Origin of the sequence: Paenibacillus vietnamensis (genome assembly GCF_020169515.1) — a bacterium.
Classification (GTDB): domain Bacteria; phylum Bacillota; class Bacilli; order Paenibacillales; family Paenibacillaceae; genus Pristimantibacillus; species Pristimantibacillus vietnamensis.
Genome location: NZ_JAHMHW010000001.1, coordinates 475,082 through 497,136, shown reverse-complemented (window position 1 = coordinate 497,136; position 22,055 = coordinate 475,082). Strand labels below are relative to the sequence as shown.

General features: G+C 53.5%; 20 protein-coding genes and 2 tRNA genes. 10 read left to right on the top strand and 12 right to left on the bottom strand.

All coding sequences use genetic code 11. The features are described 5' to 3' along the window. Positions 1–76 precede the first annotated feature (76 nt). The gene (locus KP806_RS02015; protein ID WP_224721875.1) at positions 77–739 is read right to left on the bottom strand and encodes a TerC family protein; all 663 of its coding nucleotides are present in this window, start codon (positions 737–739) and stop codon (positions 77–79) included. Between the two features lie 144 nt (positions 740–883). Between KP806_RS02015 and KP806_RS02010 the strand changes: the two genes are divergently transcribed. Beyond that, positions 884–1,582: a TerC family protein gene (locus tag KP806_RS02010; protein WP_224721874.1), complete on the top strand. Its 699-nt coding sequence runs from the start codon at positions 884–886 to the stop codon at positions 1,580–1,582. A 22-nt stretch (positions 1,583–1,604) separates the two neighbouring features. Here the strand turns inward: KP806_RS02010 and thiI are convergent, their stop codons facing one another. The 8 genes from thiI to KP806_RS01970 all read right to left on the bottom strand — a co-directional run bounded on the left by thiI (position 1,605) and on the right by KP806_RS01970 (position 9,434). Next, positions 1,605–2,825, bottom strand: coding sequence for a tRNA uracil 4-sulfurtransferase ThiI (gene thiI, locus KP806_RS02005; RefSeq protein ID WP_224721873.1), 1,221 nt, complete (start codon positions 2,823–2,825; stop codon positions 1,605–1,607). 2 nt (positions 2,826–2,827) lie between these two features. Further along, the gene (locus KP806_RS02000) at positions 2,828–3,976 is read right to left on the bottom strand and encodes a cysteine desulfurase family protein (protein ID WP_224721872.1); all 1,149 of its coding nucleotides are present in this window, start codon (positions 3,974–3,976) and stop codon (positions 2,828–2,830) included. Between the two features lie 90 nt (positions 3,977–4,066). Beyond that, positions 4,067–4,741: a lytic transglycosylase domain-containing protein gene (locus KP806_RS01995; RefSeq protein WP_224721871.1), complete on the bottom strand. Its 675-nt coding sequence runs from the start codon at positions 4,739–4,741 to the stop codon at positions 4,067–4,069. A 113-nt stretch (positions 4,742–4,854) separates the two neighbouring features. Next, a complete protein-coding gene (locus KP806_RS01990) occupies positions 4,855–5,583 on the bottom strand; it encodes an HAD family hydrolase (protein ID WP_224721870.1) in 729 nt (242 codons plus the stop codon). A gap of 120 nt (positions 5,584–5,703) precedes the next feature. Then, complete coding sequence (locus KP806_RS01985; protein ID WP_224721869.1) at positions 5,704–6,333, bottom strand: nitroreductase family protein; 630 nt, start codon at positions 6,331–6,333, stop codon at positions 5,704–5,706. 137 nt (positions 6,334–6,470) lie between these two features. Then, positions 6,471–7,172 (bottom strand): response regulator transcription factor, encoded by a 702-nt coding sequence (locus tag KP806_RS01980; protein WP_224721868.1) that lies wholly within the window; start codon positions 7,170–7,172, stop codon positions 6,471–6,473. Further along, the gene (locus KP806_RS01975) at positions 7,165–8,568 is read right to left on the bottom strand and encodes a sensor histidine kinase (RefSeq protein WP_224721867.1); all 1,404 of its coding nucleotides are present in this window, start codon (positions 8,566–8,568) and stop codon (positions 7,165–7,167) included. The genes KP806_RS01980 and KP806_RS01975 overlap by 8 nt, the downstream gene beginning before the upstream one ends. A 95-nt stretch (positions 8,569–8,663) precedes the next feature. Further along, positions 8,664–9,434: a DUF1836 domain-containing protein gene (locus tag KP806_RS01970; protein ID WP_224721866.1), complete on the bottom strand. Its 771-nt coding sequence runs from the start codon at positions 9,432–9,434 to the stop codon at positions 8,664–8,666. Between the two features lie 270 nt (positions 9,435–9,704). On the opposite strand from KP806_RS01970, the gene KP806_RS01965 reads away from it, so the two are divergent. Beyond that, a complete protein-coding gene (locus KP806_RS01965) occupies positions 9,705–11,000 on the top strand; it encodes a hemolysin family protein (RefSeq protein WP_397376344.1) in 1,296 nt (431 codons plus the stop codon). Positions 11,001–11,082: 82 nt separating this feature from the next. On the opposite strand, the gene KP806_RS01960 is transcribed toward KP806_RS01965, so the two are convergent. After that, complete coding sequence (locus tag KP806_RS01960) at positions 11,083–11,607, bottom strand: pyridoxamine 5'-phosphate oxidase family protein (protein WP_224721864.1); 525 nt, start codon at positions 11,605–11,607, stop codon at positions 11,083–11,085. A 108-nt stretch (positions 11,608–11,715) separates the two neighbouring features. On the opposite strand from KP806_RS01960, the gene pdxR reads away from it, so the two are divergent. The 3 genes from pdxR to KP806_RS01945 all read left to right on the top strand — a co-directional run bounded on the left by pdxR (position 11,716) and on the right by KP806_RS01945 (position 13,403). Continuing rightward, complete coding sequence (gene pdxR, locus KP806_RS01955; RefSeq protein ID WP_224721863.1) at positions 11,716–13,143, top strand: MocR-like pyridoxine biosynthesis transcription factor PdxR; 1,428 nt, start codon at positions 11,716–11,718, stop codon at positions 13,141–13,143. A 99-nt stretch (positions 13,144–13,242) separates the two neighbouring features. Continuing rightward, a tRNA-Thr gene (locus KP806_RS01950) sits at positions 13,243–13,318 on the top strand. 8 nt (positions 13,319–13,326) lie between these two features. After that, positions 13,327–13,403 (top strand) — tRNA-Pro (locus tag KP806_RS01945). 79 nt (positions 13,404–13,482) lie between these two features. Here the strand turns inward: KP806_RS01945 and KP806_RS01940 are convergent. Continuing rightward, on the bottom strand, positions 13,483–14,871 hold the full coding sequence (locus KP806_RS01940) for a M48 family metallopeptidase (protein WP_224721862.1): 1,389 nt from the start codon (positions 14,869–14,871) through the stop codon (positions 13,483–13,485). A gap of 346 nt (positions 14,872–15,217) precedes the next feature. Between KP806_RS01940 and KP806_RS01935 the strand changes: the two genes are divergently transcribed. The 5 genes from KP806_RS01935 to KP806_RS01915 all read left to right on the top strand — a co-directional run bounded on the left by KP806_RS01935 (position 15,218) and on the right by KP806_RS01915 (position 20,904). After that, positions 15,218–16,216 (top strand): substrate-binding domain-containing protein, encoded by a 999-nt coding sequence (locus KP806_RS01935; RefSeq protein ID WP_224721861.1) that lies wholly within the window; start codon positions 15,218–15,220, stop codon positions 16,214–16,216. Next, a complete protein-coding gene (locus tag KP806_RS01930; protein ID WP_224721860.1) occupies positions 16,213–17,646 on the top strand; it encodes a sensor histidine kinase in 1,434 nt (477 codons plus the stop codon). The genes KP806_RS01935 and KP806_RS01930 overlap by 4 nt, the downstream gene beginning before the upstream one ends. Continuing rightward, positions 17,639–18,982, top strand: coding sequence for a helix-turn-helix domain-containing protein (locus tag KP806_RS01925; RefSeq protein ID WP_224721859.1), 1,344 nt, complete (start codon positions 17,639–17,641; stop codon positions 18,980–18,982). The genes KP806_RS01930 and KP806_RS01925 overlap by 8 nt, the downstream gene beginning before the upstream one ends. Before the next feature lie 225 nt (positions 18,983–19,207). Beyond that, complete coding sequence (locus KP806_RS01920; RefSeq protein WP_224721858.1) at positions 19,208–20,632, top strand: sugar porter family MFS transporter; 1,425 nt, start codon at positions 19,208–19,210, stop codon at positions 20,630–20,632. Positions 20,633–20,694: 62 nt separating this feature from the next. Continuing rightward, on the top strand, positions 20,695–20,904 hold the full coding sequence (locus KP806_RS01915; RefSeq protein ID WP_224721857.1) for a YrzA family protein: 210 nt from the start codon (positions 20,695–20,697) through the stop codon (positions 20,902–20,904). A 68-nt stretch (positions 20,905–20,972) separates the two neighbouring features. Here the strand turns inward: KP806_RS01915 and mnmH are convergent, their stop codons facing one another. Beyond that, positions 20,973–22,019, bottom strand: a complete 1,047-nt coding sequence (mnmH, locus tag KP806_RS01910; RefSeq protein ID WP_224721856.1) for a tRNA 2-selenouridine(34) synthase MnmH — start codon at positions 22,017–22,019, stop codon at positions 20,973–20,975. Positions 22,020–22,055: the final 36 nt, after the last annotated feature.

The window sequence follows — 22,055 nt, the reverse complement described above, 5'->3', positions numbered from 1 at the left end:
TACCAGTACGAAGCAGGTGTCTGCGCAAAAAAAAACGTTCCGCCATCATTGGCGGGAACGGCCGGCTGCCCGATCGTCAAGAAAGCGGCTTTTTTCGCATCACCGCAAGCGCGATGACCAGCGGCACACACAGCAGCGGAACGGCTTCCGCCAGCGTTTCGGAGCCATGGAACAGCAGATCGTTCAGTCCGGGATCGTGCATGAGCATTTTTCCGGAAGCGTAAGCCAGCAGGGCGGAGCCGATATAGGAGAGCGCCGGGAATTTTTGCAGCAGCGTGCCAAGCATTTGGCTTCCCCAAATGATCATCGGGATACTGAGAGCCAGCCCGAGCAGAATTAGGATGAAGTCGCCGTTCGCGACCGCTGCGATCGCAAGCACATTGTCAAGACTCATGACAAAATCGGCTACGACGATCGTCCAGATCGCTTGTCCGATCGTGGACGCTTTTTTCATTCTGTGAGTTTCCTGGCCGCCCCCCGAATCCGCGAGGAGCTTGACGGCAATATAGAACAGCATAAGAGCGCCGGCCGCCTGCAAATAAGGGATCTGGAGCAAGGAAATGGCCGCAAACGTTAACAGGCACCGGAGCCCGACGGCTGCGACAGCCCCCCACCAGACAGCCCGTTTCCTCTGGCGCGGCGGCAGATGAGCGCTTGCCATGGCGATGACGATCGCGTTATCCCCGCTCAGCAATGCGTTGATCAAGACGATTTGAAAAAATATAAGCAGACTGTCCAAGGCATAATCCCTCCCTTAATCACGTTTATGAACAAGCCTCCGGGATTATGTCCCTAAAAATAGTGAATTCGCAGCCGGATTCTCTCATATCTATGTATAGAGCTCGTGTGCATACCGCTTGCGCCCGAAAGGAGGAATGCCCGGATGGAGCTGTTCTCGGTGGAGTTTTACTCCGCCCTGCTCACCATTGTTTTCATCGATTTGATCCTGGCCGGGGATAATGCCATCGTCATTGCGCTGGCGGCACGCAACCTGCCGAAGGAACAGCAGAAAAAGGCGGTCATCTGGGGTACGGTAGGCGCCGTGGGCATCCGGATCGCAGCCACGATGCTGGTCGTCCAGCTGCTCAGCGTGCCCTGGCTTAATCTCATAGGCGGGCTGCTGCTCGTATGGATCGCCTACAAGCTGCTCGTGCAGGAGGATTCGCATGACGACGTGAAAGCCGGCAGCACGCTTTGGCAGTCGATCAGAACGATCATCATTGCCGATGCCGCGATGGGAATCGACAACGTTATAGCCGTAGCCGGCGCTGCGCACGGAGATACGCTTCTCGTCATCATCGGACTTGTGATCAGCGTCCCCGCCGTCGTATGGGGCAGCACCCTGTTCATCAAGCTGGTAAACCGATTCCTGTGGATCGTCTATGCCGGCTCCGCCGTTCTCGCTTATACGGCTGCGAAGATGATCTCGCACGAAAAATCGTTTGAGCGTTATTTCGAAAGCAATCCGTCAGCCGAGTGGTGGTTTCCGGCAGCTATCATCATCATTACGCTTGCGGCAGGCTGGTTAACGAACCGACGGAATCAACAGGCGGACAAACAAAAAAGCAGCGAGCCCGCATAAGAGGCGCTGCTTTTTTTTTCGTTTAAAACCAGCTGTCTTCCCCCGCCGATTGAACGGCGGTTTGGCTGTCCGGCGTCAGCATGAGCTCCTCCGTCCCCTCAACCGCCGCCTGCAGCAGCTCCTCGTAATTTATGAGCTGCGATTCAAGCATTTCAACGATGCGCAAATTCGGATTCGTGCTCGGCGATTTCGGCAAAAAGAGCGTGCAGCAATCCTCGTACGGCAGAATGGAAGTTTCGAACGTTCCGATTCTCTCGGCTACCCGGATGATTTCCTGTTTGTCCATCATAATGAGAGGCTTGATAAGCGGCAGCTCCGCCGCCCGTCCGATGACGTTCATGCTTGCAAGAGTCTGGCTCGCGACCTGTCCCAGGCTCTCGCCGGTCACGATGCCGCCTGCGCCGTTCCGTCCCGCCAGCCGCTCCGTAATCCGCAGCATCGCCCTCCGCATAATCGTAATGATCAGGTTGTCATTGCCGTTCTGCGCGAGCGTCGTCTGGAATTCGGTGAACGGGACGAGGTGAAGCTTAAGCGGCTCGCCGCTGAAATAGGACAGACGCTTTGCCAGCTCGATCACCTTCTCTTTGGCCTTGTCGCTCGTGAACGGGTAGCTGTGGAAATGGACGGCTTCCAGCTCGAGCCCTTTGCGCAAGGCCATCCAGCCCGCTACCGGACTATCGATGCCGCCCGACAGAAGCAGCATGGCTTTGCCGTTAGAGCCGTAAGGAAAGCCGCCCGCCGCTTCGATGACTTCATGATAGACGTATACGGCCTCTTCCTGCACATCCACCCTCAGCTCTACGCCCGGCTTCCTGACATCCACCCTCAGCGAAGGCATAGCACGCAGCACATGGCTGCCCACAAGATGGTTCAACTCCTGAGAATTGTGAGGAAATTCCTTCCACGCCCTCTTTGCGCTAACTTTAAACGTCGAAGGCTGCTCGGGCAGCGTCTGCATCAATGTAAGAGCCGCGGCCCGGATTTCCTCCAAATTATGCCCGGTGCTGACGGCCGGGCTTAACGTGACAATGCCGAACAGATCCTTGAGCCGGTCCATAACCGGAGCGTAAGAATGATCGTTTAGCAGCACGTACAATCTGCCGAACGATTTGAAGTACGTAATTCGCTCGAAGCCCTGCAGTGACTGCTTTACCTGCTCCTGCATGCGGCGCTCGAAACGGCTGCGGTTTTTCCCTTTTACCGTTAAATCCCCGTAACGTAAAATAATTCGATCGTATTGCAAAATTATGTCAATCCCCTCTCAAGCGGCTTCAATTGTCGTACCGCGATGCGCAGCGCCTCCGCCAGCCTGGCGATATCCCGTTCCGTATGCTCGTCCCCGAGGCTGATCCGAACGCCGCCCGCCGCATGCTCTCGGCTTGCTCCCATCGCCAGAAGAACCCTGCTCGGCTTCTGGTCCTTGGATGAACAGGCCGACTTCGTCGATGCCAGAATGCCCTGCTCCTCCAGCATATGGACGATCACCTCAGGCTTCATGCCAGGGTAGGAAAAATGAACGATATGCGGGGCCGAAGGCTCTCCGCCGTTCAGCTTCAGCTCCGGAATTTCCGCAATCTCCGTCAGCAGCATGCGCTTTAAAGCTCCCAGCTTCCGCCCTCTGGCCTCCATCGATTCCGATGCCATTCTGAGAGCCTTGGCGGATGCGACGATGCCCGGAACGTTTTGCGTGCCCGCCCGGAAGCCTTCCTCCTGCGAGCCGCCCGTAAACAAAGGATACAGCGTAATGCCGTCTCTTATATAGAGGAAACCGACTCCTTTTGGCCCGCGCAGCTTATGCGCCGAGCCGCTTAGCAAATCGATGCCCCACTCCTCGACGGAAACCGGCAGCTTCCCGATACTCTGTACCGCATCAACGTGAAAGAAGGCGCGGGAACGCTTCTTCAGCATTCGTCCGATTTCCGCAATAGGCTGAACGGTCCCGATCTCGTTATTCACGTGCATGACGCTCACCAGCACCGTTTCGTCCGTTACGGCCTCCAGCACCTGCTCGGCCCGGACATGACCCGTATCGCTGACAGGCAAATACGTAACCCGAAAGCCCTCCTCCTCCAGCTGGCCGAACGTTTCGTATACCGAGGCATGCTCAATCCGGGTCGTAATCAGATGTTTCCCTCTTCCCGCATATTGCTTCGCAATCCCTTTAACCGCCAAATTATTCGATTCCGTGCCTCCGCCCGTGAACAGCCAGGACCCTTTCTTCGTCCGGAATTGCTCCGCAAGCACCGCCCTTGATCTCTCGATCAGGTGACCGGCAGACGTGCCTGCGCGGTGAAGCGAAGAAGGGTTCGCATAATGCGCCCGCATCACTTCCGTCATCGTCTGAATCACTTCATCATATGGAGGCGTAGAGGCGCAATGGTCAAAATAAAGCATGGTCCATCCTTCTCCTTCCAAAAAAGAAAAAGATCAACGACTGCCCCGCATCGCGGCAAAGGGCCGATTCGTGATCTTGTCGCAGCCGGATTATCTGGCTTGCAGCACTTTCAGGACATACCGCTGCGTTTCCTCCGGCAGCTCTCCGGAATTAGCCGCCAGCTGTTCGTCCGTGCTGATGCCCGTACGGTCGACGCGTCCCGGTCCGGCATTATAGGCTGCGAGCGCTACCTGCTCGTTGCCGTTGTACTTTTTAAGCAGATAAGACAGATATTTTGTGCCGCCGTCGATATTTTGCGCGGGATCAAACGGATCGGTCACGCCCAGCCCCCTTGCTGTACCGTCCATCAGCTGCATCAGCCCCTTGGCTCCTGCACCCGATACCGCATCGGCCCTGAAGCCGGACTCCGTGCGGATAACCGCCCGGATCAAAGCGGCATCCACCCCGTATTTGGCCGACGCCTGTGCGATCAGTCCGCCGTATTCTCCCGCATCCCGAACGTCCGCAGAATCCTCTGCAAACGACAAAGCTGCAGCCGGACCCGACTGGGAAAGACGGGCAAGCGCATCAGCGGCCGCTACAGGCTTTGCGCTGTCCGTCTCCTGTCCGAATCCGGACATATATTGTGATAACAACGTATCGAATAAGGAAGCCGTGCCGCTGCCTGCGGCAGCGCTCAACGGATTAGCGGACGACTGGTTATTCGCGCCCGGCGTCAGCTGAAGCTGCAATAACGTTTTGATAATGCGCGGATCGATACTCATCGTTTCTCTCCCGTCTGGCAATAAACGTAAATTAATCGCCGAAAAATTCGTTAAGCTTGTCTAGCTCCTTTATCGGATTCTATTGTACATGTTTTTAGAGCAATCCGCCAGATTTACGGCTGCGGCTTGCATAGATCAAGAAGCAGCCCAGCCGCCTCTTCGAGCGACGCACATTCGCTGTAACGGACCTCTTCATCCTTCGCATGCGGCAGCTGCCCCCTGACGTTCACCCACACCGCAAGCCAGCCCGCGCGGTACGCGGGAGCGATGTCGTTATGCCATGCGTCGCCAACATAAATCAGCTCATGAGGCTGATAGCCGGCCGCTTGCCGTACATAATGAAACACCCCGACATCCGGCTTCGCGGCGCCGATCGCATCCGATATGAAGATCCGCCGATCGCTAATCGCATCCTTCAGTCCCAGCGCTGTGATCTTGTTCGTTTGGTGCGATACGGGTCCGTTTGTAATAATCCCCGTCTCCATACCCCCCTCCTTTAAATTCATTAATAAGTCTTTCGCTCCTGTATGTAGCTTGATATTCGCCTGCTCCCGTTCGTAGCAGTGCTGCAAAAGGCTAGCTGCTTCCTCCGGGAGATCAATCCCGAGCTCCGCAAACGCGGCGCATGTTCTTTCGATTCTCAGCCTCTCCAGCGTTAGCTCGCCGCCTGCATGCTTTATCCATAGCCGGTCGCTATGGCGGCGGATGCTCTTAAACAAATCCGAAGCGCCTTCGCGGCTGCGGACGCAATCGTTCAACCCGGCTTTCCCGAGGGCGAGCTCAAACGGGCTCAGCTGGTCGTACAGCGTATCGTCCAAATCAAAAAATACCGCTTTAAACAATTGCTCTCCTCCGGTCCATTCGGCAAGATTCAAAATTCATTCCTATTATAAAGCCGCCGGACAAACGAAAAAAGACGGAGAAGGCCGAAAAATCAGGCCCGCTCCGTCGGTTTACTACTATTACTTAAATACTTTCACGCGCTCGTCGATCGGCTGGAACTGCTTCTCGCCCGGCGCTGCGGTCGGTTTGCCGAAAGGCATTTGCGCAATCAGCTTCCAGGACGAAGGCAGCGACCATGTCGATCTGACTTCGTCGTCGATCAGCGGATTATAGTGCTGCAGCGTTGCGCCGAAACCTTCATTCTCCAGCGCCGTCCATACGACGAACTGATGCATGCCGGAGGATTGCTGCGACCAAATCGGGAAGTTGTCCGCATAGGACGGGAACTGCTGCATCAGGCCGTCAACGACCGTCTGGTCTTCGAAGAACAGCACTGTGCCGTAGCCGCTTTTAAAAGCGCCCATCTTTTGCGCAGTCGCCTCAAATTGATCCGCAGCGACGATTTTGCGCAGCGTCTCGGTCGTGAGATCCCACAGCTTGTCGTGGTTTTCGCCCAAAAGCACGACAACCCGCGCGCTTTGAGAGTTGAAGGAAGATGGCGTGTGCTTCACTGCATCCTGTACGATTTCGATAATTTTGTCGTCGGAAACGACTGCTTCTTTGCTGATTGCGTAAATCGAACGCCTTACTTTAACGGCATCCATAAACGGCTTCGATGTTTTTGTCTCATGTCCGGTTTGTGTTGTCATGCTTCTCCCGCCTATCATTTATTAATTTAATAACTTTACGTAAGTAACTTTAAACGAAGTGAATTCCTTTGTCAAGCAATACCCATTCATTATTCCCTTCCGGTTTGAAATGTATGAACAAAAAAACGACAACGCCGTTACCGCCCTGCGCTGTCGTTTTTGTTCTGCTTATGAAACAATCCCATTTCCTTCACCTTTGCGGCCGCTTCACGCGAGCCGGTTAAGTTCAGCTTTTTGAGAATGTGATTAACATGGTTTTTGACGGTCCGCAAGGAGACGACCAGCTTGTCGGCGATTTGCGGCTGCGTATAGCCTTGATCGATCAAATCGAGCAGCTGCAGCTCCGAAGGCGTAATCAGGTCTTCCACCTTCTTGATTTCGAAATCGCGCTCCATTTGCTTGAGCCGCTTGAATTCCTCACGCATGCTTTCCGCAACGGCCGCGTTGATCGGCGACTGCTTGCGATACGCGGATCTGACCGCATCGGGAAGCCCTTCGAAATCGGATTTGATCTGATAATCGATAGCGCCTGCCTGGAACGAACGAAAAATCAGATCCTTTTCTTCCATAGACGTCAGCATGACGACGCGGGCTCCCGCGGCCGAAGCCGTCTCCTCGGCGAGCAGCACGCCCTCCGGCTTATCATCCAGCATAATGTCCATGAGCACGACATCGGCAGGACAGTCCTCAGCCAGCCGTCCGCGCAGCGCTTCCCTTACATCCCCCGCGCTGCTGGCCGTCCAGACAACTTGAATATCCTGCTCTTTATTCAAAAACGCAACAAGCCCGCGCAGCCAATCCGGATCGTCCTCGACGATCCACACTTTGATCTTATCCATGGGCACTGCTCACCTCCACCGGAATTTCGGCCCTTTTCACCGCTTGTATATGCCTCTTTGGAAACGTCATAAAGACCGAAGTGCCTTCCCCGGGCTTGCTGCGCAGCTGCAGCATCCCTTTATGCTTCCGCATAACGTGGTAAGCGTATGGCAGGCCGAGGCCGAAATTCATGCTGCCGCCGCCTTTCGTCGTATAGAACGGCTCCAGCACCTTGCTCATTTCGTTTTTTTTCATCCCCGGACCCGTATCCCTCACCTCGATGACGAGCTCCCGCTTCGTTTCGCTGAGCTTTACCACCAGCTCACCGCCGCCTTTCATCGCTTCCAGCGCATTGGCCGCGAGATTGCCTAGCGCTTCGCTCGTCTGCGCGGGATCGATGCGGCAAATCCAGCCGTCGGCGATTTCCATGCTTAATCGGACGCTGCCGAGCGCAGGCTCGAAGGCGGCAAAGGTTTGCCGGACGAGCCGTCCCATCTCGATCTCCTCTACCTTCAGCACAAGATCCTCCGTCCGCCGGTGGACCCGCTGCAGCATTTCCTGCATATGGCGCGAAGCGTTCAGCACCGTCTCGACGTCCGCCAGCAGCTCCTGCTGCCCGGTCTCGATCGCGTACGCTTTCATTTTCTCCGAGAAAAGCCGCATTTTGCCCGCATCGTTCTTGATCGCATGATTTAAGATCGCGGTGCCTGACGTGACCGCCCGGAGCGTGGAATCGAACCTGCGCCGGTCCACGAGTACGCGAACGCCCATAAAGCCGTAAGTAAACAGTCCGATGACGAATACGGTCACCCCAAGGCCCACCATCCACGTATTGTAAACCCACATGCGAAGCATGCCGAAGCTCGGCAATACGTAATTCATGACCATGCTGAACAATACCGGCGGCAGAACGGCCGAGCATACGATCCAATGCGTCCGCGAAAAGTCGCCATAGATGTCTCGTTTCAGCAGCACTTGCACGGAGCCGTACAAGATGTAAGGCACCGCCCACCAGACAACGATGTTGAACGAGACCGGATACATTTCGGTATAAAAAGGAGTGAAAAGCAAGCAGCCCCCAATCGGCAGCAGCAGCAGCCAAGGCAGAACCGCTTTTAAGCGCGAGGGCAGCTGCGCAGGCCGGTAGGCGACCGCAAACAAAACGAAGCAGTAAGGAAGCCCGTAATAGGAAAGAAGCGAAGCGACGGCCTGAAGGCGGAAGAGGAGCTGCTGCGCAACCTCGTTCATCCCCGCCTCGGCCATGACGGGAAGCCATTGAAAATCGAGGACGGCTGCAAGCGCGCCAGCCCCTCCGCAGAACGCCACACCTCCGAGCCAGCGGTTGATGGCCGCGTTCCGGTCCGAAAGCCAGACGATAGCCGCAATGGCCCATAAAGCAATGAGTACGAACAGCATTCGGTTACCCCTTTACTACCTGGTTTTCTCTGTTCTCTAAAACATATCATAAATCCGGCGGGGATAAAACCGAATTTAAAGCGAACGAAGGCAATCTAATCGGGCATTAGAAACAAAGTCGCATTGCAGTACCGTCTGGCCAAGGAGTGAAAATAGGACGTCTGGATCGAAATGACCGCCACGAGCAAAAAATTACGGAACGCTTCCCGCCGTTTGCCGGTCAAGTCAGGCAGTCTGCCGGCAAACCGCTCGGCCGAGTCGCGAATCACTTGCTCCGTCAGCAAATCCTGATGCGGCTGCTCTTTCAAATGGCCGGAAATATCGAGCAGCTGGTCATTGTTCGCATCCAGCTCCTCGAACATGGTTGTGTATGAGGCATATAATTGAAGCGCACTTACAGGATCGGATTCTCCGTCCTCCGGATTCCTGAATAAAATATCGAACAGCTTGCGGATCGACTCGAAATCGAGATTCGATTTCAAATCATCGATAATAAACAGCATCGCCGCCTGATTCAAACTGTATTTTTTCCCCGCCTTGGGGCTGTCGAAGTAGGTTTTGAAATCCCGTTTCACCCAGTTTTGCATCGAGGTGACCGAAAGGCTCGAATATTCGATAAGCTGTCCCAGCGCAGCAATTTCGTGCAGAGACAGTCCTTTAAGTTCATTCCGTTTTATTAGCTTTTCAACTATCGGAGGCAGCAGCGTTGACAAAAAAGCAGGCAGACCGCTCCCTTGCTCGAGATCGGTCCGATGCGATTTGTTCCATGCTTGCTGCAGCACCTGGAGCGGCTTCCTGCCGGACGATCCGTCCAAAGACAGCAATAGGCAAGCCATCTCTTTACGGGTCAGCGTAAAGGACTCCATTTCCCATCCACCTCGCAGCTCTTTCGTTTCAAGTTCATATGAACTCATCATAGGCCTGAGAAAGTCGGTTGTAAAGGCTCGAAAATCAATGATAATGAGCTTTTCAATCTTCTTAAATCACCCACAAAGGTCGTAAAAGGCTGTTACCGTTGGATATGGCGTTTGTCAGATGCTGTATGGATTCGTTATAGTAAATCATAAGCATACAAAAATTCATATAAAAAAGGGTAGTGAGAAGCGAAAATGGGTAGTATAGGATTCAATTTATTCATGGTTGCTCTACTTATTTTATTAACTGCTTTTTTCGTCGCAACGGAGTTCGCCATCATCAGACTTCGCTCCAGTCGGATTGATCAGTTAGTGCTTGAGGGCCGGAAGAACGCGCTTGCCGTTCAACGGGTTACGAGCAATCTGGATGCCTACTTGTCAGCCTGCCAATTAGGAATAACGATTACAGCGTTAGGGCTCGGCTGGTTAGGAGAACCAACAGTTGAAAAACTGCTTTTACCCTTGTTTGAACATTTTGATTTAAATGGTGATATCAGTCATCTCTTATCCTTTTTGGTCGCATTTATTTCTGTCACGTTTCTGCACGTCGTCGTAGGCGAGCTTGCACCAAAAACCTGGGCTATTCAGAAAGCTGAGTTTATCAGCTTCCTGACAGCGAAGCCGATTATTTTCTTCCATACTTTGATGTATCCTTTCATCTGGCTCCTAAACGGTTCGGCCAACGCACTTGTGCGCCTGTTCGGGCTGAAACCGGCAACAGAACATGAGGAAGCGCATACCGAGGAAGAAATTCAAATCATTCTTAACGAAAGCTACCAAAGCGGCAAGATCAACAATACCGAATACGGATATGTGAGCCGGATTTTCGCTTTCGACGAATTGCTGGCGAAGGAAATTATGGTGCCCCGCACCGACATGATCTGTCTTTACACGAACAAATCGCTTCACGAGAACATGGAAATCATTCGTAAGGAGCAGTACACGCGATTCCCGGTTGCCCTTGAAAGCAAGGACAACATCGTCGGTATGATTAATACGAAGCAGCTGTTCTTGGAGTACGAATCGGACCGCGATTTCAACTTCAAGAAGCTTGTTCACCCGGTGCTGAGCGTTTCAGAGGTAACGCCGGTTAAGATGCTGCTGAAGCGGATGCAGCAGGAACGCGTTCATATCGCGATACTCGTCGATGAATACGGCGGAACGTCTGGTCTGATTACGATTGAAGATATATTGGAGGAAATCGTCGGTGAAATTCGGGACGAATTCGATGCCGACGAACGAAAGGAAATCGAACAGCTGGCGGACAACTGCTACTTGCTGGACGGTAAGGTTTCGCTTAGCGAGCTAAGCGATTTGACCGGCATTAACTTCGAGGAAGAGGATGTCGATACGGTAGGCGGCTGGCTGTACAGCCAAGTTCCGGATCCGAAGCCGGGCAAGGAGCATGAGCTGGACCAGTTCAAGTTTATTATCCGGGAAACAAGCAAAAACCGGATCCGGAAGGTCGAGATGCTGATCCGGGAAAATGAAGCCGCTGTCGAAGGCGAAACGGCATAAATTATAATTCAAGCAAGTCTGGCGGCCCCCGAATTCATCCGCGATGAGTTCGGGGGCCGCCTATTTTCTTCACTCGAAATACTCAACCTTTATCATACATTTTCCCCGGAACGGGGGCATTTTCCTTCGCAGTCAGCTGCCTGACGACCAGCTTGAACACCGACGTCGCGCTCCCCATCGAGGACCGGTATTTCTCGACATGCGCGCTTGCAAGAGGCTGACCGTAATAACCCGGCACATACTTATCCAGCAGTCTCTGCATCGCGGCAGTTGCTTCTTCCATATTCGTCACTTCTTCCAATGCTCCAAATGCCATCACACTCATATACGCCGTATCGGTTTTGGCAGGGACAGGATCGGTTATCGTCCCGTAGTGCTCGCTGACGGTAAAGCAGCACTCGTTGTTCGAACGCATAATTGAAAGCTTTCTTCCTTCTCCTGCCCCGTGAAAGTAGATGGATTCTTCTATCTTCACAAAATTAAAGGGGACCACATACGGAAAACGCCCGTCAGCCAGCCCCAAAAAGCCGGTTTGAGCCTGAGCCAGAAAAGCCTCAATCCGGCTTTTGTCCGTGCACTCTCTTTTCTGCAATCTTACTGTAAACATATCCAACATCCCTTTCTGTTTTATCGTTTTTATGATAAGGTCAATATAAATCGGTTTTGTCACTAACAAAAGTGACAGAAATGCACTAAATAAAGGGGACAGTAAACAATGAAGCTGGGATTCACCCCCTTGCTTGACACAAGCAGCTCCACTCCTATTTACGTTCAGCTCTATCAATATATCCGCAGCCAAATTGAGAATGGATCTATCGGCCCGGGAACGGTTCTGACCTCGATCAGGCAGCTTGCCCAGCATTTATCCATCAGCAAAAATACGGTAGAAACGGCCTATCAACAGCTGCTGGCCGAGGGCTATATTCAAAGCCGGGAGCGGAACGGCTACATTGTCCTGCCGCTGGAGCAATTGAGCGAAAGTCTTGAGCATCATACAGCAGCATCGGAAGCATCCGAGTCTTTACATAAGATCGCAGCTGCACCATCTAAAAAAATCAAATACGATTTCAAATACGGAGATATCGAGCTCAGCCGGTTCCCATTGGCCCATTGGAAAAAATGCATGATTGAAGCTTTATCCCATCCGGATATCAATGTGCTGGGCTACGGCGATCGTCAAGGTCATGAAGGACTTCGGACCGAAATCGCCGATATGGTGTTTCAATCGCGCGGCATTTCCTGTAAACCAGAGCAGATCGTCTTATGCGCAGGCACCCAGCATGCCGTCAGCCTTCTATGCCAGCTTCTGCAGCTGAGAGAAAAAACTGTCGGCATCGAGGATCCGGGATATCACGGTGTCAGAACCGTGCTCCGGAATCATGGCTGCAAGCTCGTTCCCGTTGTCCTGGAGAAGGACGGCATTTCACTCGAAAGCCTTCGTGCTTCCGGTGTCGATACGGTTTATGTGACGCCCTCCCATCAATTTCCACTCGGGATGGTGCTTCCGGTACAAAAGCGGCTGCAGCTGCTGCAATGGGCTGCCGACACCCGTTCCTATATTATCGAGGATGATTATGACAGCGAATTCCGTTACAACAGTAAGCCCATTCCTTCGCTGAAGGCGCTTGACAGACAGGAGCGGGTCATCTATTTAGGCACTTTTTCAAAGTCCTTCCTCCCCGCAGCAAGGCTAAGCTATATCATCTTTCCGCCCGAGCTGCTGCATGACATCCAAGACGAACTGCAAAATTACAGCCAAGCGGTATCGCCCATTATCCAGCAGGCAATATGGCACTTCATGAGGCGGGGCGATTACGCCCGGCATGTACGCAGAATGAAGCGTCTGTATCAAGCAAAACACAAAGCTTTAACGGCCGCCATTTCGCTGTATTTGAATGAACGCACCGAAATGATCGGCGGCGATTCGGGACTTCACATTCTCCTTGACGTAAAAGGAAAATCCAGGAGCTCCCTGATCGACCATGCTGCACGGCTCGGATGTAAGGTGTATAACCCTGAACGGCATTGGCTTGACCCGAAGTGTTGTCCGGATTCATATATTATGATAGGTTTTGGAGGGTTATCGGAGGAAGAGCTGATAGCGGGAATAAAGCTTTTAAACAAAGCATGGTTCTCTGCATGAAAATAATCTGTTTTCTGAAAATTCAAACTTCAAATAGAGGTATTGCATGAAATCTGCGGTTTGTGCAATAATACATCTTGTGTTTCACAAATAAGACATGCCGTTGTAGCTCAATTGGTAGAGCAACTGACTTGTAATCAGTAGGTTGGGGGTTCAAGTCCTCTCGACGGCACCACTTATTTCCGGGACGTAGCTCAGCTTGGTAGAGCACATGGTTTGGGACCAGGGGGTCGCATGTTCAAATCGTGTCGTCCCGACCATTTCGTTAATAAAGGCATGAACCCATACATAAAGAAAGACGCTTGAATAAATCAAGCGTCTTTTTTGTATGACTCGGCATTACACGGCATCCCCTCGACCCAGAAGCACCTCTGCCGCTTCCCGGTAGCCGTTCTCCAGCGCATAATCCGCAGCGGTACGGCCGGAATCGTCCGCCGTATCCGGATTCGCCCCCGCATCGAGCAGCAGCTGAAGCGCCTCGATATCTCCGCCCGAAGCCGCCGACATGAGCGGTGTCCAGCCCGTACTGTCCTGAAGCTCGGGATTTGCTCCCTGCTCCAGCAGCAGGGCTGTCATCTCCACGCTCCCGTTATATATCGCCACCATCAATGCCGTCTCCTCATAGCTTTGTTCGGCGATATCGGGATCGGCGCCCGCTTCGAGCAGCAGCAAAGCAGTTTCAGTATCATTCAGCTGGGCAGCCCACATCAACGCCGTCCATCCTTCCTCGTCCGTCACGTCCGGGTTTGCTCCTCTATCAAGCAGCAAGCTCACCTGAGCGGCATCTCCTTCGGAAGCGGCGGCAAGCAGATCCTCTGCGGGTGCGGCCGCCGTTATGGTTTCCACGAACCGGACGATCGGCTTGGCGAATGTGATTCCGGCAGCAGCTGCGGCCAAAACGGCCGCTCCGGTAATGGCGGCAATCGCAACGACCATCCTCGAGGAGCTGTTAAACTCGGCAGAAGCCGGCAATCCGGCAAATTGCTGAACCGCGCTGATCCGCTTCGGCAGCGTCGGATGCGTCGACAGCTTTTCCGACAGCCAGACGAACAATCCCCTCTCACGGCTGCTGTAGAGCAGGTATTCCTCCCGATCCACCCGTTTGTAGAGCGTTTTGCCGACAGCAAGTACCGTGAGCCCCTGCATGGCCGCTTCGGCGTCATTCGTATAGTAAGCCGCCATCCGGTCGCAGGTGTATTCACAAGCCCGGGAATAGGCTTCTCCAAGAAACGGGATCCAAAGCGCGGGAATAATCGCCAGCTGCTTCACGATATGATTTCGTTTAATATGGGCCAACTCATGCGAAATGACAAATGCAAGCTCGCGGGTTCCGCCGGATTGAATCAGCTCGAACAAATCCGAGTACAGAACCACCATGCTCCGGCCAAAAAACCGGGAAGCAAACGCGTTCAGCACGCCGCTGGATTCCATGACATAAACGTCGGGAATCGTCGCAAACCCCATCCGCGCGCACTGCTCCTCCACGATGGCGTAAACCTCCGGAAACTGCTTTGGCGTAACGCGAACCCCGTTCGTGCGGATCCCCGCCATCATGACCGCCTGTGCGAACAGCGGCAGCAGCAGCAGCGGCGGGATGAGGAAAATGAACAGTATCGATACTAACAATCCAAGATAAATGATTATACTGAAGATAAGCGCTAAAACATAATAGCGCTCCTCCTTCTTATGGATAAGCAAGGAATTCAGCTCATAAGAATGCAATGCCACTCTTCCCTTCTGTCTGTCTGAGGTTTAATGGTCGGAATCGTCCCATTTTTTCGAGTAGGCTTTTTTCGTTACCCATAAGGTCATCCACGTTAAAAGGACTACAATTATACCGGCAATAACCCAAACGCTTACCGGAACACCCATCTAATTTTCCTCCCTTCAGTTCACTTCGTCTATTGTACATGATAACCTGTTTTTATTCTCGCCAATTTCGTTAACATTTTAGCAACAATTGCTCAAAAAGACGCTCTCCGAGCTAACACTTGCCGGGCATCTCGCTCCGGGCTTTGCGATGAAGCAACCTTCTTGTATAATTAGCCTCAATATGCTACAGAGGTGCAAACGCATGCGCAACATGAAATGGAACATTGCCGTCTTCCTTCTTCTCTTCCTGTTCGCGGGCTTATTAGCCAGCTTTTTCCTTTCTTCTCTGCGGATTCGCGGACTGCTGCAGCCGGAGGCGGCGGACGACAAAGCGCAAACTTCCGCCTTTCGAATCACGCTGATCGCGCAGGAGCTTGACAACCCTTATTGGCGCGCCATCGAGAAAGGAGCCAGGGAAGCGGCGGACGCTTACGGCATGCAGCTCGATTATGCCGGTCCTTTACGCATCAACCCGGAGGAACAAATCAAGCTGCTCGAAAAAGCGCTGGCCGCAAAAGCCGATGCCGTCCTGCTGCAAGGGTTGAACGACCCGCGCTATAGAGCGGCCATCGACAAAGCGGCCGACCAAGGAACCGTCGTCTTGACAATCGACACCGATGAACCGGAGAGCAAACGGCTGGCCTATATCGGAACGGATAATTTCGCAGCGGGTGAGCGGCTTGGAGAGCTAGTGGCAGGCGCCGCCTTCCCCCCCTCCGAAATTGCCGTGCTGATCGGCAATGAGCAGGCGCCTAATCAGCAGCTAAGGCTAAACGGCTTTCAATCGGTCATCGATAAATCGCGGGGACTTAAGGTTGTGGAGGTGCGTTCCTCCAGCATCTCGCGCCTGAAAGCCGCCGCGGTTGCCGAAGAGCTGCTTGACGATCACCCGGGGCTCGATTTCGCTGTCGGCTTAAGCGCCTTGGACGGGGCAGGCATCGCGGAGGCGGCGGAGCGTTTTCCTTCGAGGGGCCTGCAAATTTTTGCCTTCGACGATTTGGAAGAAACGGTTGATCTCATCAGAAGCGGGGGTATTTCGGCAACTCTCGTTCAGCAGCCTTATGAAATGGGTTATGTGGCGGTTTCGATGCTGAACGATCACATCCAGGGAAAACCGGTCACGGAGCGGCATTACACGGCTGCCTCCGTACTCGATCGAAGCTCGATTGCGGAAAAACCTGAAGGAGCTGGCCGCCCATGACGATCCGAACGAAGCTGCTTGTCTTTATCCCGCTGCTCGTGCTGCTCGTCAATTCCGTCACCTTCTTTCTGTTTCAAAGCGGCGCCATGGTTCAAAGAAGCTATGACGACCTGCTGAACCGGATCCTGCTGTACAAGCAGTCCACTCAGGCGGTGGACCGCCACTTGCAAATGCTGTACGTTTATCTCGTCAATCCGGGCGACGAGCTGCTGGACAAGCTGTCCGAATCCAGGCAAGCATTAACGGAGCTAGCGGCACAGCTTGAAGGAAGCGAATCGGCCGCTCTATCCGCCCATGCCTTAAACGCTTATTCTCTGATGCTGGATACGTTTGCGGAGCAGGAGCAGGCCGTAATGAAGTCAATGCACGACGCTTCGCAAGCCTCCGCCCTTTCCCGCTATGAAGAGGCCGAGCAGACGGCGGCGTTCATCCGCGAGGAGGGCCAGACTCTCGTCGACCGCGAGCTGGGCTTTTATCAGCCTTTGTATGAAGATATACAGGCGGAGAATAAAAGGATGAACCGGCTGGGAGCCGCGATTCTGCTCACGAATACGATTCTAAGCATCCTGCTTGCGATCTGGATTTCAAGAAGCGTTACCGGCCCGGTCGGTGACCTAGTCAGCAGGGCGAAGCAAATATCGGGCGGCATGCTGCAGCCGGCTTCGCCGGTCAAGCGGTCTAACGACGAGCTTGGCGTTCTCGCTGACGCCTTCGAGCAGATGTCCGGCGACTTGCTCAGCATGATGGAGAAGGAAAAGGAAAGCCTGGAGAAGGACCGTCTTGTTAAGGAGCTGGAGCTGCAGGCGCTCCAAAGCCAAATCAATCCGCATTTCCTTTTTAATACGTTAAATGTGCTGTCAAAGCTCGCCCTGATCGAAGGCGCGGAGAAAACAAGCGATTTGATCGTGTCGATGTCGAATTTGTTGCGCTACAATTTACGCAATCTCGATCAGCCGGTCACCCTTCGCGACGAGCTGGAGCATGTGAAGGAATATTTCACGATTCAGCAGGCACGCTTCAGAGATCGTGTGCGGATCGAACTAATAGTAGATGAAGCCGCTTTGCAGCAGGCCATTCCAGCATTAACGCTGCAGCCGCTCGTAGAAAATGCATTTTTGCACGGGATTGCCCATATGGAGAAGGATGCTGAAATCCGGCTGACGGTCGCCCGGGACGGGGCTTTCGTAACGGTTTCCATCGCGGACAACGGCGAAGGGATGAGCGAGGAAGACAGACAGGCCCTGCTTCGGCAGGATGCGGCAGCCGTCAAAAAGCAGTCAAGCGGACTCGGCACCAAAAACGTATTCAAACGGCTGCAGCTGTTTTATGGACAGGAAGACCTCGTCCATATCGCGAGCGAATCCGGGATAGGGACGACCGTCACGTTACGGCTCCCAGCCTCACAGGAGGGTGAACTAGAGCATGTATAGACTGCTTATCGCAGACGACGAGGCTTTGGAGCGGGAAGGCCTCGAATGGATCGCGGAGCGGATGCTTCCCGGCCGCTTCCAGCTGTTCCATGCCGAGAACGGGCGGATCGCGATCGAGAAAGCCGAGGAGCATCGCCCCCATATTATTCTGATGGACATTAATATGCCGGGCATACAAGGCCTGGAAGCGATCCGGGAAATCAGGAGCAAGCTTCCGGACACCAAATTTGTGCTTGTCACTGCATATGACTATTTTTCGTATGCGAAGGAAGCGCTGTCTCTTGGAGTCAAGGAATATTTGGTAAAACCGGCCAAACGGGAGCAGGTCGTTGCGGTATTGGAGCAGCTGGTCCGGGAGCTCGATGAAGAGAAGCAAAAGCGGTCGGATCAGCTGGAGCTCAAGCACAAGCTGTCTCAGCTTCTGCCCCTGGCGGAAAACGAGCTTGCGCTGATGCTTATGGTAGCGCCGACAGGCGAAACGGATATCGGCCAGCTCTCCGAGTGGCTGGAATTTCCGCTCGACCAAGGCTCGGCGGTCGTCATCGCTTTCCCGGAGCAGCAGCAAGCCGCAAGCAAGCAAAGCATGTACGACATCGTCCGCGGCTATGCGAAGTCGCGTGCTTTAAGCTGTATCGTCAGCTCCCTGATCGACCGCCATATGGCCGTCTTCCTGCGCAAGCCTCCGGAAGTATCCGCAGCCAGCTGGAAGGAAACCGTGACAGCTTTCGGAGAAGAGCTGTGCGGCTTGACCTCGCGGCGGCTCGGTACCGACATTGCGGTCGGAGTCGGCATGTGCCGGGATGGAGCGGATGGTTTCCGAAAGTCGTATTTTGAAGCGGTGTTCGCGTCCACCTATTATGAGCAGTGCGGGCAAGTCTGTCACTTCGATGAGCTGAAGCAAGGCGGGAAGCCGTCCTCGCTGCCGGCAGATACACGCTCCGGCAATAACGGAGCATTGCCCGATTCCTACGTGCTGTCTGCCATGCAGCGCATCCGCGAACAGCGGGAGCAGCAGACCGAAAGCGTGCTGGACCGCGCCAAAAGCTACATTCAGTCCAAATTTGCGGAGGAGCTGTCGCTCGAGGACATCGCCGATTACGTCCATTTGAACCCGCATTACTTCAGCAAAATTTTCAAGCAGCAGACCGGCACGACGTTTATCGATTACGTAACCGCCTTGCGGATCGAAAAAGCGAAATCGCTGATGTCGGAGGACCAGCTTAGTCTGAAGGAAATATGCTTCGAGGTCGGCTATAACGACCCGAATTATTTTAGCCGCGTATTCAAGAAGGTGACCGGCCTCACCCCGTCGGAGTTCAAGTCGCAATCCAAATAATTGCCGTTTGCTGCTGTCCATGTCTGCCGACATGGACTTTTTTGTGTTTTCCGCCTCAATATAATGCTATTCCGGTCCCGGTCGCGGCTCCTCCTCCCTTCACCCTAATATTGTGCGGGAATACCTCCGATAAGTGCAGGAGATCGCCCGCCGGCCGCGGGCTGACGCGTGCTATAATGAACTCAATTCAAGGCCGGAAGGAAATACAGAGAGGAGAATTTGGAAATGGAAACAGCGACAAGCAATAAAAACGGACAAGTAAGCATAAGATTCGTCACGCTCATTTCAATCATTTCCGCTTTAGGCGGATTGTTATTCGGCTTCGATACGGCCGTCGTATCGGGGGCGGTCGGCTTCATGGAGCAGCACTTTGAGCTATCCAAGCTGCAAGTCGGCTGGGCCGTCTCCAGCTTGATTATCGGATGTATCGTAGGCGCGGCAGTATCGGGCATACTAAGTGACAGGTTCGGACGGAAAAAAGTGCTGATCGCCGCGGCGGTACTTTTCGTCATCAGCTCGGTCGGGACGGCTTTGCCGGAAACCTTCACTTGGTTCGTCATCGCGCGAATCGTCGGCGGTATCGGCATCGGCATTACCTCCACCCTTTGCCCGCTTTATAACGCCGAGATCGCACCAGCCAAATACAGGGGCCGTTTGGTGGCGCTCAACCAGCTGGCGATCGTTAGCGGAATTTTTCTGACTTATTTCGTGAACCTGTGGATTTCCGGCTCGGGCGATGAAGTATGGGCCGTAGAATCGGCTTGGCGCTGGATGTTCGGCGTCGGGGCCGTACCCGGCATTTTGTTCTTGGTTCTGCTTGCCTTTGTGCCTGAAAGTCCAAGATGGCTCATCAAACAGGGGCGCCCTGCAGATGCGCTGCCGATCCTGCTGAAAATCCACGGCGAAGAGCTCGCCAAGCAGGAGGTCGTGGACATCAAGCAGTCGTTCGCGCAGGAGGAAAGCGGCTCGCTGCGGCAGCTTTTTGCACCCGGGCTCCGAATCGCTTTATTCGCCGGTGTCGGGCTGGCTATTCTCCAGCAGGTAACCGGAATTAATGCCGTCATGTATTATGCCCCGGAAATTTTCAAGGAAACGGGTGCAGGCACCAACGCTTCGCTGGTGCAGACGATTCTGGTCGGCTTTATCAACTTCGTCTTCACGATCGTTGCCCTATGGCTGATTGACAAGGTCGGCCGCAAAGCGCTGCTGCTCGCAGGCTCCGCCTCAATGGCCGTTTGTCTGCTCGTCATTGGCATCGCCTTCCAGACCGGCCATGCGGCAGGGCCGCTCGTTCTCATCTTCATCCTGCTTTACGTCGCATCGTTTGCGGTCTCGCTCGGGCCTGTCGTATGGGTCATCATCTCTGAAATCTTCCCGAACCGGATCCGCGGCAAAGCGACGGCGATCGCCGCAATGGCGCTTTGGGCGGCCGACTATGTCGTCTCGCAGACATTCCCGCCTATGCTGAGCTCGGCAGGACCTGCAGCTACGTTCTGGATTTACGGCAGCATGGCCGTATTGGCCTTCTTCTTCACGTGGCGCATCGTGCCGGAAACAAAAGGAAAATCGCTGGAGCAGATCGAAGCGCTTTGGGAAGCGGAAGCCGCCGGCGACGAGGCGAAGCTGAAGCCCCGTACCGAGGCTTTGTAACTCTCCGCCCGCGCATGTATAATAGAATCGTTCTATTATTCCCTGCTTAGGAGACAAGACAAATGGATTTCCGGTTAGACCTGATAGAAACGAAGATTGAATTTTTTGAAGCGTACGACCTGAAGGCGCTGGAGCAGAAAATCGATCAGCAGATCGAGACGAATAAAGCTTTGCTGCTTGACGTTTACAGCGTCACTCATCAAACCGTTTTTAACCCGAAGACGGAAAAAATTCATTACAGTGCGGTCGTCCATTTCAAAGCAAAAAGATAACGTTCAGACAAGAAGCCTCAAGCCGTTTTCACCAAACAGCTTGAGGCTTCTTTATTCAAACGCCGATCTTATGCGCTCTGTCCTGACACCGTTCCAACAATTTGTTCGACCGCGAGCAATGCTTCCTGGACGCTCGAGGCTCTCACTTCGGAAGAAATGATTTCTTGATGGAGACCGGAGGAATGCGAATACCTCGGATCGTAATAGTGGATGAGCAGCAGCTCTACTGCCGTATCATATTGCTCGTTTTTCAAAAAAAACTCGATATCGGCTGCGACAGGAGTATGGATTCTGGCCCTGATCCGCTTAAAGGCATTCATACACTCCTCCGGATGCTCCCAAGGCCTATAGTCTTCAATAATTTGGCGTACACGTGCTTCAAGCGGCAATTCAATCAGAATATGATATCCGGATGCCCTCTTGTCCATGAGCACTTCGGGAAGCGTAACTTTTCCGACCTTCCTGTTTTCCGCCTCAAAAATAACATACGGAGCGGAGCTGTTTGCATGCAGTTCGTTTAGCAGCAGAGAATCAAATGTTTTTTGATTATGGGCTTGCAGTCCGATCTCTCCGAATATAGAACCCCGGTGCCCGGCCATCCCTTCAATATCCAATATGGGATGTCCTTTTTGCTTCAGCCCTTGCAAAATCGCGGTTTTGCCGCTGCCCGTATGCCCATGCAAAACAAAGGCTGGAGGCGCAAACCGGATCGTTTGCAGCTGTTCGACCGCCCACTGCCGATACGCGCGGTAGCCGCCCGATAACCGGTAAGCATGGATCCCCATCAGGGACAATAAAGTGGCTGTCGTTTTACTGCGCATTCCTCCGCGCCAGCAAAATACCGCTTTTTTATGATTGATTTCGGAAAATTGTTTGATAAAAGACGGCAGCTTTGCAGAAACGATTTCGAGGCCTCTTTCCTTAGCGGCCTGCACGCTTACCTGCTTATATAAAGTTCCGATTTCCGCGCGCTCCTGATCGTCGAATAACGGAATGTTTAAGCTTCCTGGAACCGTCGCCGCCCGGTACTCCGACGGTGACCTGACATCGATCAGCACAAGCTCCTTATTGGACCGGAGTACTGCCCATTCATCTACCGTTATGTCTTGAAACATATGAATTACCCTCTCTATCTCTCTTTGTGCCTGCTC